The sequence below is a fragment of the Natrialba chahannaoensis JCM 10990 genome, assembly GCF_000337135.1.
Lineage (GTDB): Archaea > Halobacteriota > Halobacteria > Halobacteriales > Natrialbaceae > Natrialba > Natrialba chahannaoensis.
On record NZ_AOIN01000023.1, the window covers coordinates 1 to 16,851 of the forward strand.

Here is a 16,851-nt window from a genome sequence, read left to right on the forward strand (position 1 = left end):
CAAGCGCGCCGCCCAGGTTGCACTCGACGAGCTCGAGGTCGACGCTGAGCCAGTTGAGTTGACCTCTCGCGCTGCACCAGCAGACGACTGAGACGGACTGCGGTCCTATCGAAGATATAGACAGGAGAGAAAAAGAGTGAACCAAATTGAAGGAACGAGAATAACTCAACGTGAGTTAGCCGCAAGCGGGGTCGGCAACCACGGCCATGTGCGGTGACAGGGACACGTCACTACGCGAGATCTGGACGTGAAAGTTCGGTCTCTTTGGAAGTGAGGAACTCCAGCAGAACTGGTGTCCCTTCGTCGTTCTTTTCGACCCCACGCTGAATCGCCTCGGCTACGTTGTCGGGGTCCGAAACTCGTTCCCCGTAGCCGCCCAATGCTTCTGCGTGATCCGCATAATGTCCCGAGAACGGCGTATCGTAACTTGCCATCTCGAAATTGTTCAGGACGATCTCGAGCACCGGGATATCTTCTCGAACGGCCGTCTCGAAGTCCATTCCGACCATGCCGATTGCGCCATCTCCCATCACGTGCACGCACGTCTTTTCGGGACGAGCGAGTTTCGCACCCATCATGAGCCCGAGTCCGTATCCAAGCTGAGTGGTTTTCCCCCAGCCGACGTACGATAACGGCTCAGTCACCTCGAAGAACGGTGCCATGAAGTCTCGCGCGTTGCCAGCATCAGCAGTCGCGATGACACTGTCTTTATCGAGCACGCGATTCAGTTCGTAGACGACTCGATACGGGTTGATCGGCGTTTCATCCGATGTGAGCTTTGGCTGCCAGTCCTTGAGCCACTCCTGGTGGACGTCCTCAATTTCGGCTGCCACCTCGTCGAACCGACCACGAGAGTCACCCGAGAGTCGATCCCGGAGTTCATCACAGAGGGCTTCGAGCGTCAGTTTAGCGTCACCCACGACCCCGTAGTCGGCGTCGACGTCTTTGTTGATGTCGCCGGCGTCAAGCGTCGCGTGGATCACGGTCTTGTCTTCGGGAACAGTGATGCCGTACGCAGTCTTCGTGAAGCTACAGCCGATGCCGAAGACCACATCAGCACTCTCGAGGAAGTGATTGAGTGCTCGCGGTTCGCTCTTGCTGCCGGCACCCAGTGAGAGTGGATGGTCCTCGGGGAACGCACTCTTCCCGTTAAGTGTGGTTGCGACCGGCGCTTCGAGGAGTTCCGCGAGCTCTCGGAGGGGCTCCCAGGCTTTTGCATAGTGGACACCCTGACCGGCATTGATTACAGGTCGCTCAGCTCCGAGAAGTGCATCGGCAATCTCGGGAATCGTGTGTGGATCGGGAGCTGGACGGGTCGACGACGTGGGTGTGTAATCAACGCCGTCAACCTCTTCACGGAAGACATCCTTTGGAATTTCGACCAGTGACGGTCGCTGGCGGCCAGTTCGGGCTGCCTGGAACGCACGTCGAAGCGTCTCCTCGACTGCATCAGGGTCAGTGAGTTGCTCGGTTGTCTTCGTGACGTGCTGATAATTAATCAGGGAACTAAACTTCGGATCGCTGTTCGTCTTCGAGCGCGAATAGCCCGCCGGAAGCGCCACGAACGGAGCGGATTCAGCGTACGCCTGGGCAACCCCGCCGATCGAATTTTCAGTGCCGGGGCCATGCTGACAGGCAAACGCCTCAACCTGTTCGCCAGAAGTAACGCGGGCAATTCCGTCGAGCATGTGAGCGCCGACGCGTTCTTGGCGAACGACAATAGGCCGAATGCCAGCTTCTTCAGCGGCATTGTCATCGAATAGCGGGTTGCTCGGAAATCCAATCAAGTGTTCGACACCCTCCTCTGCGAGGATGTGTGCTATCACATCTGTAACGTTCATCCGTCAACTGAGTGCTTAGTCTCGACGAATATAAATGTGAGGGTGTGTCTCATCGTAGAGGTACTACCGATAGTAGTCTCTAGTACTCCGTCCGAGACAGAAAAGCCACATAGTAATTGGTAGATTGCTATCTGGAAGAGTTATCTACGGTGCTTGATGATACCCTGCCGGCTCTACGAGAGGGAAAACATCAAATCAGTTGCAGAAAACCGATTCCAGGGATCGAAAGTGATGGCCACACCACATGGCTGAGGAGTGATACACCATCACCAGACCAGTGGGTTGACAGCCATGGTAGGCGAAACCCACTACCAATTAATTGGGCAAGGTGCGATAAATACGTTATGACCCATTCAATTATTGACTTACCGTTATGACCCATTCAATTATTGACTTACGAATAGTCGGTGCGGTTCTTAACCTCGCGTCAGAACCTTCACGGCGACATGTGACCGTCAGCACATTCGTCGTACTCGTCGTGTTCGTTCCCTTCTGCGTGTCTGCACCCACCATTCTGTTCACATCCGCGATACCGGAACACGATATCCCAGTTACAACACAGCCTCTGTAAGCTTACACGCAATCAAAGAACAACTGATATCGTCGGTGATTATTGACCGACAGACAAGGCACGTTCGACGATATTTTCCCCGTACAACTCCTCTAACTCCTCGTGCTGATCTGGTCGGTTCTCGTAGACATCTTGGAAGAGCGTAATCGGCGTCTGTGCAGCAAGATACGTCGCTTCGTCCCACATCCGATCCTTGCTGATCTCGATTTCGACGCCGTCAATCTCGAGCGTCGTCGAGCGTGTCATCGCGATTGCACCCTTCCCTGCTTCCTTCGCCGCTTCGAATTCCTCCATCGAGTCGACAATATCGGTCATACTCGGCACATAGGCGGTTCGATCCAGCAACTCCTCACGGAGTTCTGCGTCGCTGAGTTCCTGGTGATCGTCGCCAACCGTAAATCGATACGACCCGGAAGCAGTCTCGTCGACAGAAACCCGCTCACTGGTGACGACCTGCGTCCCATCTGCACCGTCCAACTCGAGTTCCCGGTCATCGACCTCAAACCGCCACTGACCGGTGTCCGGTGGAAGAGGCGCTGTGTTGGCTTCGATGACTTGGCCGGGAGTGAGCGACCAAATACCGAGCATACCTTTTGCTCGATTCGCAGTCATTCGTTCGTGGTACCCCTCGATATCACGAATGTCATCGTAGGGTCCATCAATGGCGATTAGGCCAGCTGCGCTGGCCCCACGAGACGTGTTGTGTCGCAGTTCCGGCCAGGCGGGCAGTTCTCCAGTTGGCGTCATCGCACGCATGTCCTTCGTGTAGTCCACTTCACCATCCACTAACAGGAATAGTCGTTCAAGATTGTTCGAAGGTTTACCAATTTCTTCACGAAGGTCGCCCATGGCCAGTTCGGCCTCGCCACTCTCGATGATCACCGACATCGACAGGCTCCCTGTCTCGAGTCCATACTCGTGTTCGAGAATGGTGAGAAACTCGTCGGCTTTCTTCCAGTCATCAATATCACCGACTTCCGGAATAACGAAGCCGTCGAGATGGTCGATTGCACCGTTTGCAGGATCAGCTAGCTCCTGCAGCTGTTGGAACCCCTGATATCGAGTTGACGGTGAATCACGGTGCCAGACTACCCGCGGATGGATCTCACCGGGGAACTCGGCACCATGCTCAGCAACCACTTCGATAATGTTCCCCACCCCCTCCTCGCGCATGTTTGGTGCGGTTGCGTCCTCATTATCCGGCACCCAGACATCCGGTGCTTGTAATCCACGTAGTTGTGCTGCACTCCGGAGCATCTTCGCCGAATCCTCCTCACCATCCACTGCTGCTGGAGATGTAAAGAACGTACGCACGAATTCCCGCTGGTACTGTCGTTGCATACTTCGAACCATGTAAGATCTCACATCGGTCCGCATTAAATGTGAGGTATCCGGCAACCAATTCAATGGCTACTAGTCTGTATATCGGGGCGTTCAAAATATACAAATAAGATGTCTTTATTCGGACTCATATTGGTCACTCTCTTCCAATAACACTCCACATAGTGCATCCAATTACAACCGTACTTCTGTAAACAGGGGCTAGTTGGTCGGTAAATAACCGCAATAGCGTTTGTATATATTGGACAGTCAACCACAGTCATGTGAGAATCTTCGTGTGTAGTTTAGCGAGTACCACCAGCTGGCGAAGGCTTGCAACCATGCTTCGGCAGCCGCTGGATCGGCAAATCTGAAGGTGTTGTTAAATTGGGAGGTACATCGTCTTATTTCTATAAAAACACATTCAGCAGTGTTCCTATTTCCATGTTGAACGGGCTGAAACCGGAGCCCTGCTTGCTGCAGTGCAACCGCTAGCTGCTTGGCGTGATCGACGAGAAACACAGCGTCAGAGACGTCGTGTCTCTCACAAAGCTCTTGCAGAAACGTTTCGTCAATGCTGCCACAGTTCCTGTAAAGCGCCTCAGACACAGAGGTTCGTTCGTCCTGGGACCGACAGCAACTTTCAGCCAGAACTGCGGACCGTTGATTCGGATCACCGTCTCGTCGAGCGCGACATGACTCGGATTCGCGTCGCTGGTCGGCTGTATATCGACCTTCTGTCCAGTCGTGGACAGCTTTCCGCGATCGTTAGGCATCGATCCCACATATATCAAAACTGTGTTTAAAATAGACATATCAGCCAGGTGGAATCGAATATTTCGTTCCATCAACCGACACAGTGACCGCTCTGGCTCCACAAAGTCTAATCAATTCAGTCACGACAACCACGGAGAGGAGTGATTTCTGCTATAGACCCGCTAAAACTCACCTCGCTCATCCTTCTGTCTTAACTAAACACAACCAAATTCATTCTTGACGTAGCACCGTTGACCGGCGAGAAACCGTTCCAGTTACTGCGTTTCTGCATACTTTCCGAGAGAGACGACCTCTCCGATGTTGTGCTTCTCGTCGATGGTACTGTATACCTGACCTCACCACCTCAATTGGGAGTGAATAATTGCCTTGAGTATGTTGATCGAAATCATATCGAAAAGTGGTTTCACACCCTCAAAATGTGGATTGGCTGCACCCACAACTCGTAGGTCGGCAGTCGGGTAAGCACTATAGTAACAACTGCAACTAGTTACACGCTGATCGCACGTTCACGGTTCTCGCTCAATTCACTCGCTCCGAACAGCGCTGCCGTCGTGTGATCAGGTGCGCAGTGACTTGCAGTGGCTACTATAGCGGGTGGGTGGAACAGTTTGTCCACTTCTATACCACACAGTGACCAGCCCGGACACTCAACAACCAACCATCAGTCGAGGTGTAAACTAGACTGTGCCAATTCCACAAACTCCCACATCGCTACTTCTTTGAAGAGACGGTACCCGGCAGCGGAAGAGTCGCTGGGGATGAATGTAGAAGAAGAGCTATACTACTCGTACTCACTACGGCTAGTTATGACTTCTATATACTTATTTTGCAAAGTTTAATAAACTCTTGGTCGTATTTAGTAACTTAGTGAGCACGCACCGATGACAGCAGATTCGATAGCGCACGACCGCAATCGTAAGCGGAGGTACACGGTGACGACGATCCTCTCCGGCCTCTTTGTCGGTGGGTCGATCGCACTGGCGACCGGTGGATTCCTCGTTCACCAGTTGGCAGTAGCGGTATTGATCGCAGCGATCGTGAGCGGCGGCTCGTACTGGTTACTGAGTCGACTCGCAGCAACCGTTACCGGAGGAACCGTCTACTACCGGATCACGTGCCCGACAAACGAAAGCACGACGAGAGCCACAAGCCAGCGTGAATCCAGTGAACGGGAAACGAGTGACGAATCGAGACTGGTGGACGCCCAATGACAGTACCCAACTCCGTCGACGTGACAGTCGTGGGTGCGGGGGCCGCTGGAATCGGTATCGGCGTCGCGTTATCGCTACTCGATCTGGAGACGGTGCTCCTCGAGCGTGAGGAGGTTGGGGCGTCGTTTCGCCGTTGGCCCGACGAGATGCAGTTTATTACCCCGTCGTTCCCGAGCAATAGCTTCGGGTTGACCGACCTGAACGCGATAACGCCGACGACATCGCCGGCGGTCACGTTGGACCGGGAACACCCACGTGGTGAGGAGTACGCCGACTACCTCGAGGCAGTCGCTGACTTCCACGAACTCTCAGTCAAGACAGGTGTCGAAGTAGTGGGACTCCAGAGCGACGACGGAACCAGAGCGAGTGCGTCAACCGGTCAGGACACAGCGGTACCGGCCGTCGACGGTGGAACGATACCCGAAAGTGAGTCTGGAGACGAACTCGACATCAAATCAGCCAACAAAATCGACAGCAACAACGAAGTCAGCATCGACGAGGAGAGCGACGGTGTATTCGAGCAGCCGAACGGCAACGGATTCGTCCTCGAAACGAGCCAAGGGACCGTTCACAGCGAGTACGTCGTCTGGGCAGCCGGACAGTTCGGTTCGCCCCGAACGGATGTCTTTCCCGGTGCCGAGTCGTGCGTCCACACTAGTGAGGTCAGGTCGTGGGTAAACCACGCGTCCGCGAACAGTGCGGATTCCTTCCTGATCATCGGCGGGTACGAGAGCGGCATCGACGCTGCTGTCGCGCTCGTTGAGGCCGGGTGCCGAGTACGCATACTCGATCGCGGCGAGCCGTGGGCACGTCGCGGACCCGATCCGAGCGAGGTGCTGTCACCGTACACCCTCGAACGACTTGAGTCGGTGGCGGACACCGATCGGCTGTTCGTCGAAGGCGGTGCCGTCGTCGAAGCGGTCTGCCGTGACGAAGACGGCTGCTTCGAGATTCGAGCCCGTGCTGCCGACGGCTACGAGCTCGACGAGGGAGAATCCTCGGCGTACACGGTGCCGACACGCCCGATTCTGGCGACGGGTTTCGGCTCTAATCTGGGGCCAGTTGCCGATCACTTCCCCCGCAAAGAGGAGGTAGTTCAACTAACAGAGCGGGACGAATCACCGACGACCCCCGGGCTCTTCCTCGCCGGACCGGACATCACCCACAACGGCGTCAAGTTCTGTTTCATCTACAAATTCAGGTCTCGGTTCCCAATTGTCGCCGAAACGATCGGGAGCCGGCTCGGCGTCGATACTGGTCCCCTCGATGTTTATCGGGAGCAGAACATGTACCTCGAGGACCTATCGTGCTGTGAACCGGATATGTGCGATTGCGACTAGTGAATAAATGACCGGACAAGAACTCGACCGAGAGACGAAACGAGATGAAGGTACCGACCGAGAAACGGTCGTCGTGGTCGGCAAAGAGAGCGTCGGTAAGTCGGAACTCGTTGCCTCACTGACTGGCGACCGGCCGACGAGCGGGAACTTCAGGGGGACGACCGTTCGGAGCGAGCGGTACACCACCGAACGATACGAGTTCGTCGATACGCCGGGGATAGTTCTCGACGCCGACACTGAGGCAACCCGCGAGGCGCTGTCACACGTCGACGAGAACGAAACCGTGTTGCTCGTCGTTCCCGCCACTGCTCTCGATCGTGATCTCGAGGACCTGTTACCGCTGGTTGATGACCACCTCGGTGCTGTCGTGGTGACGTTCTGGGACAAGGTCGAAGCAACTACCGAAACTCGACGGGGCCTCGAAACGGTGAGTGCCGATATCGGTGTTCCCATCGTTCCCGTCGATGCTCGAAACGTGTCGCGACCGATTACGGATGGCGGGACCGAAACCGTCGATGCCGACTCAACCCACGGCCCGACCGACGAGTTCTCCCGGATCGTGCGGGCGCTCGAGCAGCCGGGGATTTTCGCGGGCGAGGCGAGGCGCACGGTCGGACAGCAGATCGAACCGCCAAAAAGCGTGTTCGAATGGCCGTACGTCGGACCAGCGATCAGCATCGGACTGTTGCTCCTTCCGGCGGCAATTGCGGTCTGGTTCGCGAACACGCTTGCGGGGGAACTCGATCCGATCGTCGGGGCGGCGTTCGAGCCGGTGGTCGCGTGGGCCACAACGTTCCCTGAACCCCTCGCGACGATGCTCACCAGTCAGTACGGCTTTCTCTCGATGGGGCCATTCCTGTTCGTGTGGGCAGGTCCGACGATGCTGATCTTTGCCGTGGTCATCGGCGTGTACAAGAACACGGGACTCGTGACGCGAATGACAGTTGCGCTTCACCCGACGATGCGGCGAGTCGGACTCACTGGTCGGGATCTGGTCCGAGTGGTGATGGGCTTTGGCTGTAACGTCCCCGCGGTGATCAACACCCGATCGTGTAGTGATTGCACGCGGTGTACGACGATTTCAGCGATTTCGTTTGGTTCTGCGTGTTCGTACCAGTTTCCCGCGACGCTCGCTGTCTTCGCGGCTGTCGGGATGAGCTGGCTCGTCGGGCCGTACCTGCTTGTGCTCGCCGTGACGACGCTCGTGTACGTCGCCGTCATCGCCCCATCGGAAGCCAGACAGTCCCACACTGTGATCGAGCGACGGACATTTCTGAACTGGCCCGATCCACGTGCCGTCGCTCGTGAGACCTGGAGTGCGCTTCGGGAGTTCGTGGTGAAGGCATTACCCGTATTCGTCGGCATCACGTTCGTCGCCGCGCTGCTCGACGAGGTCGGTGTGATAGACGCCCTCGGTGGAGTTCTCGGTCCGGTAATGGGACTGTTCAACCTGCCGGCGGAAGCGGCGCTCACCGTCGTGTTGGCCTCGGTCCGAAAGGATGGGATCGCCCTGTTGACCGAAGGCGGCGTTACAACGACGCTATCACCGCTGGAGGTACTCGTGGCAGTGTATCTCGCGGGTGTCCTATTCCCCTGCCTCGTGACCGCGTTTACCGTTGCTCGAGAGGTCTCCCTCCAGTGGGCACTGACGATGATGGGGCGACAAGCAGGCGCTGCGATCTGCTTTGCGATCGCGATTGCCTGGGGTGGGAGATTGCTGGGTGGCTGAAATAATCAGCGGCGATACCGCGGTAGAACGCACTCAGGTTGTCGCCGTCTATAGTAACAACTACAACTAGTTACACACTGATCGCATAGCTGCCGTGCGATCAGGTGTACAGTGACTTGCAGTGGCTACTATAGGGCGACCTTCATTCCGCCCTCGTATCGAAGCGATGGGACGAGCAAACAGCCGTGCGCTGTGAGGGACGACTCGATGCTGGTGTCCGTTCGAGACGTCAACTGCGCGTATGGGCATCCACTGCCGAACCGGTACACACCCACATACCAAAATTTGGCACACCAGTACTTAAACCAGTATCCGTATGGAAACACTATGCTCTCAGTCAGTGCGAGTGAATAGACTGGTATGACCACACAGGAGCCGACGAACGACAACGTGGCCGACGACGCTGCACACGACATCGGCACGCCATCTGCACAGTGGGAGAAGTACCAGGGCGCACCGATGGGCACGGAGATCGAGTGCGAAGGCTGGCGACAGGAAGCCGCACTACGCATGCTCAACAACAATCTCGATCCCGAAGTCGGCGAGAAACCAGAAGATCTCGTCGTTTACGGCGGCACCGGCCGCGCAGCCCGAAGCTGGGACGCCTACGACACCATCCTCGAGTCGCTCCGGACGCTTGAGGACGACGAGACGCTGCTCGTCCAGTCCGGCAAACCGGTCGGACGATTCACCACGCACGAGCGCGCACCGCGCGTGCTCATCGCGAATTCGAACCTCGTCGGCAAGTGGGACGACTGGGACCACTTCCACGAACTCGAGTCGAAGGGGCTGATCATGTACGGGCAAATGACCGCTGGCTCGTGGGCCTACATCGGCACCCAGGGAATCATTCAGGGAACATTCGAGACGCTTGCAGAGGCGGCCCGACAGCACTTCCCCGACCGCGAAGGGCTTCGCGGAACGATCACCGTCACCGCCGGTCTCGGCGGGATGGGCGGTGCTCAGCCGCTCGCCGTGACGATGAACAACGGCGTCTGCATCGCCGCCGAGGTCGACGAGGACCGGATCGACCGCCGTCTCGAGACGGACTACTGCATGGAGAAGACTGACGACATCGACGAGGCACTCGAGTTAGCCCAGGCTGCAGCGGCCGAGGGCGACCCGCTATCGGTTGCGCTGCACATGAACGCGGCGGAGATGTTCGACGAACTGCGCGAACGGGAGTTCGTCCCGGACATCGTGACGGACCAGACGAGTGCGCACGACGAACTCGAGGGGTACTACCCAGCTGGCTACACTGTTTCCGAATCCGAGGAGTTGCGCCAGGAAGACCCCGAAACGTACGTCAAGGAGAGCCTCGACACGATGGAACGACACGTCGAGGGCATTCTCGCGATGCAAGAGCGCGGTGCGGTCGCGTTCGAGTACGGGAACAACATCCGCGGGCAGGTCGAAGAGCATCGCAACATGGACGACGCGTTCGACTTCCCTGGTTTCGTTCCGGCGTATATTCGGCCGCTGTTCTGTCGTGGCAAGGGGCCGTTCCGCTGGGTCGCCCTCTCCGGCGACGAGTCTGATATCCACCGCACCGACGACGCCGTCAAAGAGCTGTTCCCGGAGAAGGAACATCTCCACCGCTGGATCGACCTCGCACAGGACCAGGTTTCGTTCCAGGGACTGCCAAGCCGTGTCTGCTGGCTTGGCTATCAGTCCGGTGATGATCCGGACGACCTGACAGAACGAGCACGATTCGCACTGCGGATCAACGACCTCGTTGCCGAGGGCGAAATCTCCGCGCCAGTCGTCGTTACACGCGACCACCTCGATGCAGGCAGCGTCGCGAGTCCAAACCGGGAGACGGAGGCCATGCAGGACGGCTCCGATGCTGTCGCCGACTGGCCGATTCTCAACGCGCTACTCAACACGTCTGCAGGTGCCGACATCGTCAGCGTCCACGACGGTGGCGGCGTCGGCATCGGAAACTCGCTGCACACCAACAATCACGTCGTCCTTGACGGGTCATCGCTCGCTGCCGAGAAGGCTCGCCGCGTGTTCACGACGGACCCCGGCATGGGTGTCATCCGCCACGCCGACGCCGGCTACGAGGAGGCACTCGAGGAAGCCGCCGAATCGAACGTGCACGTTCCGATGGCAGACGCAGAGAGGGAGGCTGTGTCAGAGCCGGAGTCGGTGTCTGAGTCCAAGTCCGAAACCGAGTCCGAGCCAACGGAGGACCGATAATGCAAACGAAGCCATCCGATGTCGCGTGGGCCTCGCGCTCGAGTGACCCCACCGACGAGACGTTCGGCGAAATCGTGGAGCCAGTCGAGACAGACGATCTGGACGGCATCGACGCGGTGCTCGTGGGCGAGCCGTTCGACGCTGCAGTCATCGGTCGCACGGGTGCGAGCGAGGGGCCGGACGCGATCCGGGACTCTCTCGCAGGGGCGAAAACGCACCACTTCGACGCCGGGCCATGTTCGAAGTTACGGATTGGCGACTACGGCAACGTATCCCTCGATTCTGAGACGGGGGAACCGGCAGAGACCGGCGATACTGAGCTCTCGACCATCCGATCCGCAATCGAACCCGTCGCTCACGCTGTTCACGACTCGAGTGCAACCCCGATCTTCCTCGGCGGCGATAACTCGCTGACGGTCCCCAACGTCCGCCCGCTGCTCGAGCATGGCGACTCCGTTGGCGTCATCAACTTCGACGCCCACCTCGACGTTCGCCACGTCCACGACGAACCAACCAGCGGGACGCCGTACAGGGAGCTACTCGAGTCCGGCCTGGACACCTACACCTGCGTCGGCGCGCGCCACTTCGAGACGTCGACGGCGTATGCCTCGTTCCTCGAGGGGCAGGAGGGCGACATCGTCACAGCAGAGGCAGTTGGGTCAGATCTCGACGGCGCGGCCGACCGTGTACTCGAGTCCGTCTCGGCTGTCGATACAGTCTATCTCAGCATCGACTGCGACGTACTCGACGCGGTTCACGCGCCAGGGGTGAGCGCGCCGAGACCCGGCGGGCTGACCACCCGCGAACTGTTCGAATTAGTTCGACGATTTGCGAGCCACGACCGTCTTGCAGGCATCGAAATCGTCGAGTGTGCGCCACCGTTAGACGAGGGAGAGCGAACAGTGAGTGCAGCAGCTAGAACAGTTGCACACGCACTGGCGGGACTGCTGCAGGCATCCGGAGGTGAGCACCGATGACCGCCGCCGACGCCGTCATCTACGGCGCATCAGAACTCGTGATCGGACCAGCCGCGGGAACAACTGACGGCTCCCACCCCGGCGCTGACGGCTCGCCGGCCGACCCGGATGACGTTCTCGAACGGATCGAGGACGGTGCAGTTGCAATCGCAAACGGAGAAGTCGTCGCCGTCGGCCCTACTGACGACATCGTGGCAACGTACCCGCCGGAAGACGCAGCCGAAGCGATCGATGCGAGCGGGAAGACGGTCCTCCCCGGCTTCGTCGACAGCCACACACACGCCGTCTTCGCCGGCGACCGCTCCGACGAGTTCGCAGCCAAACTCAGGGGCAAACCGTATCAGGACATCCTCGAGGAGGGTGGCGGCATCCTCCGAACCGTCCGGGCGTGCCGGGATGCAAGTGATGCAGAGCTACTCGAGTTACTCCTCAAACGTCTCGACACGATGCTCTCCTTCGGCGCGACGACGGTCGAGGTGAAGTCAGGCTATGGACTGGATACGGAGACGGAGCGACGGCTACTCGAGGTCGTCGGCCGAGCGGCTGAGGCCCATCCGGTTCGTGTGATTCCGACGTTCATGGGCGCACACGCAGTTCCGGAGGACGAGTCGACTGCTGACTACGTAGACCAGGTCATCGAGGATCAGTTGCCGGCAGTGGCGGAGCACGCAGTCTTCTGTGATATCTTCTGCGAGGAAGACGTCTTCTCGGTCGAGGACTCGCGGCGTGTGCTCACGGCCGGGCGGGAGCACGGACTCGAACCGAAAATCCACGCGGAGGAGTTTGCCCATCTCGGCGGCAGTCAGCTCGCGGCGGAGCTGAACGCCGTCAGCGCGGACCATCTCCTGCAGGCGACTGACTCGGACGCGGCGGCTATCGCAGACTCGGATGTCACTCCGGCGTTGCTGCCTGGAACTGCCTTCGCGCTCGGCACCGAGTATGCGGAACCGCGTCAGTTCCTCGCGGCCGGAAGCGAGGTCGCCGTGGCGACGGACTTCAACCCGAACTGCTACGCCCCGGGGATGGAGTTCGCGCTGACGCTCGCCTGCGTCGGCATGGGGCTCTCCCCTGCGGAGGCCGTCCGCGCGGGAACCTACGGCGGCGGGCTCGCGTTGGGTGCCCCCCGCTCGGAGATTGATCGCGTGCCGACTGGCTGTGGCACGCTTCGCGAGGGCGCACCGGGCGACCTGCTCGTTCTGGACGCGCCATCGCACGCCCACGTCCCCTACCGGTTCGACGAGTCGGTCGTCGAACGGGCGCTAATCGGTGGTGAACCGGCCTATCGCTCCCGCGCCGGGACGGAGGTGGACCGATGACTGTCACCCTCGACGGTGACTCGCTGACGATCGAGGAGGTCGTCGCCGTCGCCCGTCACGGAAAAGCTGTCGAGATCGCGAGCGAGGCCCGTGAACGTGTTCGAACGTCTCGAGAGCGAGTCGAGGATATCGTTGAGGTCGGTGACCCAGTGTACGGCGTGAACACCGGCTTCGGCGAACTCGTCGACACGCAGGTCCCACGAACAGGAGTTGCGGAACTGCAGACCAACCTCGTCCGGAGCCACGCCGCCGGCGTCGGCCGCGAGCTCTCTCGCGAGGAAATCCGAGCGATGATGGTCACACGGCTCAACGCGCTGCTCAAAGGCTACTCCGGCATCCGTCTCCGCGTGGTCGAACTGCTCGCGTCGTTACTCAACGAGCAGGTCCATCCGGTGGTCCCCTCGCGCGGAAGTCTCGGCGCGTCGGGCGATCTCGCACCGCTCGCACACCTCGCGCTCGTGCTGATCGGTGAGGGCGAGGCCGACGTGCCGGCCGATTCGACAGGCGGCGACGCAGCTGATGGCAGTTCCGCTGCATCCGAGACCGAGCGCCTCCCCGGTGACGAGGCGCTCGCAGCAGTGGAACTCGAGTCGGTCGAACTCAGGGCGAAGGAGGGACTCGCGCTTATCAACGGGACCCAGTTGACGCTCGGACTCGCAGCCCTGCTCGTCGACGACGCCGAACGACTTTGTCGCGCGGCGGACACCGCCGGTGCCCTCACGACAGAGGTTACGATGGGAACGACTGCCGCTTGCGCCGAGCCGATCCATGAGGTACGGCCGCACACGGGTCAGGCGGCGAGCGCGCGCGCCGTGCGGCGGCTAACCGCCGACTCGGACGTCGTCGAATCACACCGCAACTGCGACCGCGTGCAGGATGCCTACTCGATTCGCTGTCTCCCACAGGTCCACGGCGCGGTCCGAGACGCCGTGGCTCACCTCCGCGAGGCTGTCGAAATCGAACTCAACAGCGTCACGGACAACCCGCTCGTCTTTCCGCGGAAGGAGCTCGACGACCGCGCCTCGGGGACGGACCGGGCTGCGGTCGTCTCCGGTGGGAACTTCCACGGTGCACCGCTCGCCCATCGACTCGACTACCTCATCGCGGTGTTGACTGACCTTGCCGCTGTCGCTGAACGACGGACCGATCGGCTGGTGAACCCGAATCTGCAGGAATCGCACCTGCCGCCGTTCCTCGCGCAAGACTCCGGCGTCGAATCCGGGCTGATGATCGCCCAGTACACCGCCGCCTCGCTGGTCAACGAGTGTCGAAGCGTCGGCCGTGCGGCGACTGACAACACGCCCGTCTCGGGCGGCCAAGAGGATCATGTGAGCATGAGCGCGACGGCAGCAGTCAACGCGCGGCGGGTGCTCGACCGTGCTCGCCAGGTCGTCGCCACCGAACTCCTCTGTGCGGCCGAGGCGGCCGAGTACGTCGACGAATCGCTCGGCAACGGAACGAGTGACGCCTACGAGACGGTCCGTGAGGTTGTCCCGCCGCTGACCGGTGACCGTCGACCGGACACCGACATGAAGGCAATCGCGTCGCTGATCGAGACCGGCGTGATCGACGACGCAGTCGGCAAGCTCAGTGCTGACGCTCAGCGATGAGACGGACCCAGAGAACCTGATCAGTTCCGAATACGGAATACGCGTGCGCACGGCGCTGTCTGCTACAGTTCCGGCTCGTCCAGCGCCACGTTGATCGCCTTCGTCTGCGTGTACTCCTCGAGCGTTTCGCGCGCACACTCCCGACCGATACCCGACTTTTTGTAGCCGCCGAACGGGATGCCAACACCGCCGCCGTGATACTCATTGATCCAGACGCTGCCTGCCTCGATATCGGCGGCGGCACGATGGGCAAGGCTGGCGTCCTGCGTCGCGACGCCCGAGGCGAGTCCGTAGGGTACGTCGTTCGCCAGTTCGATCGCCTCCTCGTAGCTCTCGAAGGTGATGAGACACTGTACTGGGCCGAAGATTTCCTCCTGCGCGAGGCGGCTGTCATTGTCCACGTCACCGAAGACCGTGGGCTCGTAGAACCAGCCCTCCTCGAGTGCCTCGGCTGCTGGCGGTTCGCCACCGGCGAGCAGGGTTGCCCCTTCTTCCTGCCCGATCTCGACGTAGTCGTCGACCTTCTCGTACTGGTCGGCGAACGTGAGCGGGCCCATCGTCGTGCCGTCGACAAGCGGGTCGCCGGGCTGCCAGTACTCGGCTGCCTCTATGAAGAGGTCGGTAAACTCGTCTTCTACGTCTTCATGGATGAGGACTCGCGAACACGCGTCGCACGACTGGCCGGTGTTGTAGTAAATACCAGCCGCGGCCGTCTCGGCGGCCGCCTCAAGATCCGCGTCGGGGAAGACGACGTACGGAGACTTACCGCCGAGTTCGAGCGTCACCGGTGTGATATCGGCGGCGGCAGCCTTCATCACCTGCTGGCCGACCGGGACCGATCCAGTGAACGAGAGCTTGTCGACACCGCTGTGTTCGGTCAGCGGCGCACCAGCGTCTTCGCCGAAGCCGTTGACGACGTTGAACACGCCATCAGGTAAGATATCCTCGGAGAGCTGTGCCAAACGGGTGATCGTACACGGTGCCTGCTCGGATGGCTTGGCGACGACCGTGTTCCCCGCGGCCAGCGCAGCGCCGACCTTCCAGCCCGCCAGCGACAGCGGATAGTTCCAGGGGAGAATCAGCCCCGCGACGCCGTAGGGCTCCTCTCGCGTGTAGACGTGGTTCTCCGTTCCGACCGGAATCTGCTCGCCGTGGCCCGCCTGTGCAACGGACGCGTAGTACTCGAAGAACTCGAGTGCCTCCTCGACTTCGTCGCGGGCGAACGCGAGCGGCTTGCCGACGTCGAGAGACTCGAGACGGGCGAGTTCGTCCACGTGCTCACGGCAGACATCCATCCATTCGGAAATGAGCGTGGCCCGGTCGCGGGCAGTCGTTTCTCCCCACTCGCCGTCAGCAGCGGCGCTGGCCGCCTCGACTCCATCGTCGATGTCGGCTGCGGTGCCGCTGGCGACGGTCGTAATGGGCACCGCGGCTGCGGGATCGATCGTTTCGAATCGCTCGTCGGACGCTGGCTCGGCGCTCTCACCGTTGATCCAGTGGTCGATGGTGAGGGGAGCGGTTGCTTCGTCGATTGCTGTTTCGTGTCGTTGGATGAGTGAGTGATCGCTGGTCATAGTTCATGTGGGTACGTGTGTCGTTGTGCTGGCACGGTGGAGACAAGCGCAGTAGCCGATGGCGCTAGCCAGGGGGCAGGCGTCGTGCCAGCGAACCGTGTCAGCATCGGACCCATATCACTGCTAATACAACGTACACACTTAAATCTGAACTAGGTTTGTATAATATAGAGGATATTGAACTATAGGCACCTTTATCGTATTGTGGTCAATCGTAGACAACAAGTATCTACTGTCTCGAGAGCTCGTATGAACGACGCAGTCTTGTGTAAGCGATAGACGTACGTCCGCCTCGGCGACTGTACTGCGGTTTTGTCGTTCATTCTCGCCCATAGTGGACCGGGAACCTCACGCTGCGTTTCACTTTGAGTTGTGATCGACTG

The 16,851-nt window shown here is 59.7% G+C and carries 10 protein-coding genes and 2 pseudogenes; 8 read left to right on the top strand and 4 right to left on the bottom strand.

The genetic code is table 11. The features are described 5' to 3' along the window. Positions 1-230: 230 nt before the first annotated feature. The 3 genes and pseudogenes from C482_RS02885 to C482_RS02895 all read right to left on the bottom strand — a co-directional run bounded on the left by C482_RS02885 (position 231) and on the right by C482_RS02895 (position 4,610). Complete coding sequence (locus tag C482_RS02885) at positions 231-1,841, bottom strand: thiamine pyrophosphate-requiring protein (protein WP_006165948.1); 1,611 nt, start codon at positions 1,839-1,841, stop codon at positions 231-233. 610 nt (positions 1,842-2,451) lie between these two features. After that, the gene (gene aceB / locus C482_RS02890; RefSeq protein ID WP_241431870.1) at positions 2,452-3,753 is read right to left on the bottom strand and encodes a malate synthase AceB; all 1,302 of its coding nucleotides are present in this window, start codon (positions 3,751-3,753) and stop codon (positions 2,452-2,454) included. A 249-nt stretch (positions 3,754-4,002) separates the two neighbouring features. Next, positions 4,003-4,610, bottom strand: a pseudogene (locus C482_RS02895) (IS6 family transposase). 102 nt (positions 4,611-4,712) lie between these two features. Between C482_RS02895 and C482_RS22195 the strand changes: the two are divergent. The 8 genes and pseudogenes from C482_RS22195 to hutH form a co-directional block, all read left to right on the top strand. Further along, a pseudogene (locus tag C482_RS22195) lies at positions 4,713-4,952 on the top strand (IS6 family transposase); the annotation flags it as partial. 489 nt (positions 4,953-5,441) lie between these two features. Next, the gene (locus C482_RS02900) at positions 5,442-5,720 is read left to right on the top strand and encodes a hypothetical protein (RefSeq protein ID WP_152421958.1); all 279 of its coding nucleotides are present in this window, start codon (positions 5,442-5,444) and stop codon (positions 5,718-5,720) included. Then, positions 5,717-7,060: an NAD(P)/FAD-dependent oxidoreductase gene (locus C482_RS02905; protein WP_006165952.1), complete on the top strand. Its 1,344-nt coding sequence runs from the start codon at positions 5,717-5,719 to the stop codon at positions 7,058-7,060. The genes C482_RS02900 and C482_RS02905 overlap by 4 nt, the downstream gene beginning before the upstream one ends. Before the next feature lie 7 nt (positions 7,061-7,067). After that, positions 7,068-8,789, top strand: coding sequence for a nucleoside recognition domain-containing protein (locus C482_RS02910; protein WP_006165954.1), 1,722 nt, complete (start codon positions 7,068-7,070; stop codon positions 8,787-8,789). A 360-nt stretch (positions 8,790-9,149) separates the two neighbouring features. Further along, positions 9,150-10,991 carry a urocanate hydratase gene (gene hutU, locus C482_RS02915; protein ID WP_006165955.1) on the top strand — a complete coding sequence of 614 codons (1,842 nt, stop codon included), beginning with the start codon at positions 9,150-9,152 and terminating at the stop codon, positions 10,989-10,991. Next, the gene (hutG, locus tag C482_RS02920) at positions 10,991-11,968 is read left to right on the top strand and encodes a formimidoylglutamase (protein ID WP_006165956.1); all 978 of its coding nucleotides are present in this window, start codon (positions 10,991-10,993) and stop codon (positions 11,966-11,968) included. Before hutU ends, hutG begins: the two co-directional genes overlap by 1 nt. Then, positions 11,965-13,284, top strand: coding sequence for an imidazolonepropionase (hutI, locus tag C482_RS02925; RefSeq protein ID WP_006165957.1), 1,320 nt, complete (start codon positions 11,965-11,967; stop codon positions 13,282-13,284). The genes hutG and hutI overlap by 4 nt, the downstream gene beginning before the upstream one ends. Further along, entirely contained in the window at positions 13,281-14,894 is a 1,614-nt protein-coding gene (hutH, locus tag C482_RS02930; protein ID WP_006165959.1) for a histidine ammonia-lyase, read from the top strand. Before hutI ends, hutH begins: the two co-directional genes overlap by 4 nt. Positions 14,895-14,956: 62 nt before the next feature. On the opposite strand, the gene C482_RS02935 is transcribed toward hutH, so the two are convergent. Then, entirely contained in the window at positions 14,957-16,468 is a 1,512-nt protein-coding gene (locus tag C482_RS02935; RefSeq protein ID WP_006165961.1) for an aldehyde dehydrogenase family protein, read from the bottom strand. Positions 16,469-16,851 lie beyond the last annotated feature (383 nt).

Excerpts from the sequence above, each read along its gene's own strand:
- C482_RS02885 (WP_006165948.1), bottom strand. The coding sequence starts at position 1,841 with ATGAACGTTACAGATGTGATAGCACACATCCTCGCAGAGGAGGGTGTC.
- aceB (WP_241431870.1), bottom strand. The coding sequence starts at position 3,753 with ATGCAACGACAGTACCAGCGGGAATTCGTGCGTACGTTCTTTACATCT.
- C482_RS02905 (WP_006165952.1), top strand. The coding sequence starts at position 5,717 with ATGACAGTACCCAACTCCGTCGACGTGACAGTCGTGGGTGCGGGGGCC.
- C482_RS02910 (WP_006165954.1), top strand. The coding sequence starts at position 7,068 with ATGACCGGACAAGAACTCGACCGAGAGACGAAACGAGATGAAGGTACC.
- hutU (WP_006165955.1), top strand. The coding sequence starts at position 9,150 with ATGACCACACAGGAGCCGACGAACGACAACGTGGCCGACGACGCTGCA.
- hutG (WP_006165956.1), top strand. The coding sequence starts at position 10,991 with ATGCAAACGAAGCCATCCGATGTCGCGTGGGCCTCGCGCTCGAGTGAC.
- hutI (WP_006165957.1), top strand. The coding sequence starts at position 11,965 with ATGACCGCCGCCGACGCCGTCATCTACGGCGCATCAGAACTCGTGATC.
- hutH (WP_006165959.1), top strand. The coding sequence starts at position 13,281 with ATGACTGTCACCCTCGACGGTGACTCGCTGACGATCGAGGAGGTCGTC.
- C482_RS02935 (WP_006165961.1), bottom strand. The coding sequence starts at position 16,468 with ATGACCAGCGATCACTCACTCATCCAACGACACGAAACAGCAATCGAC.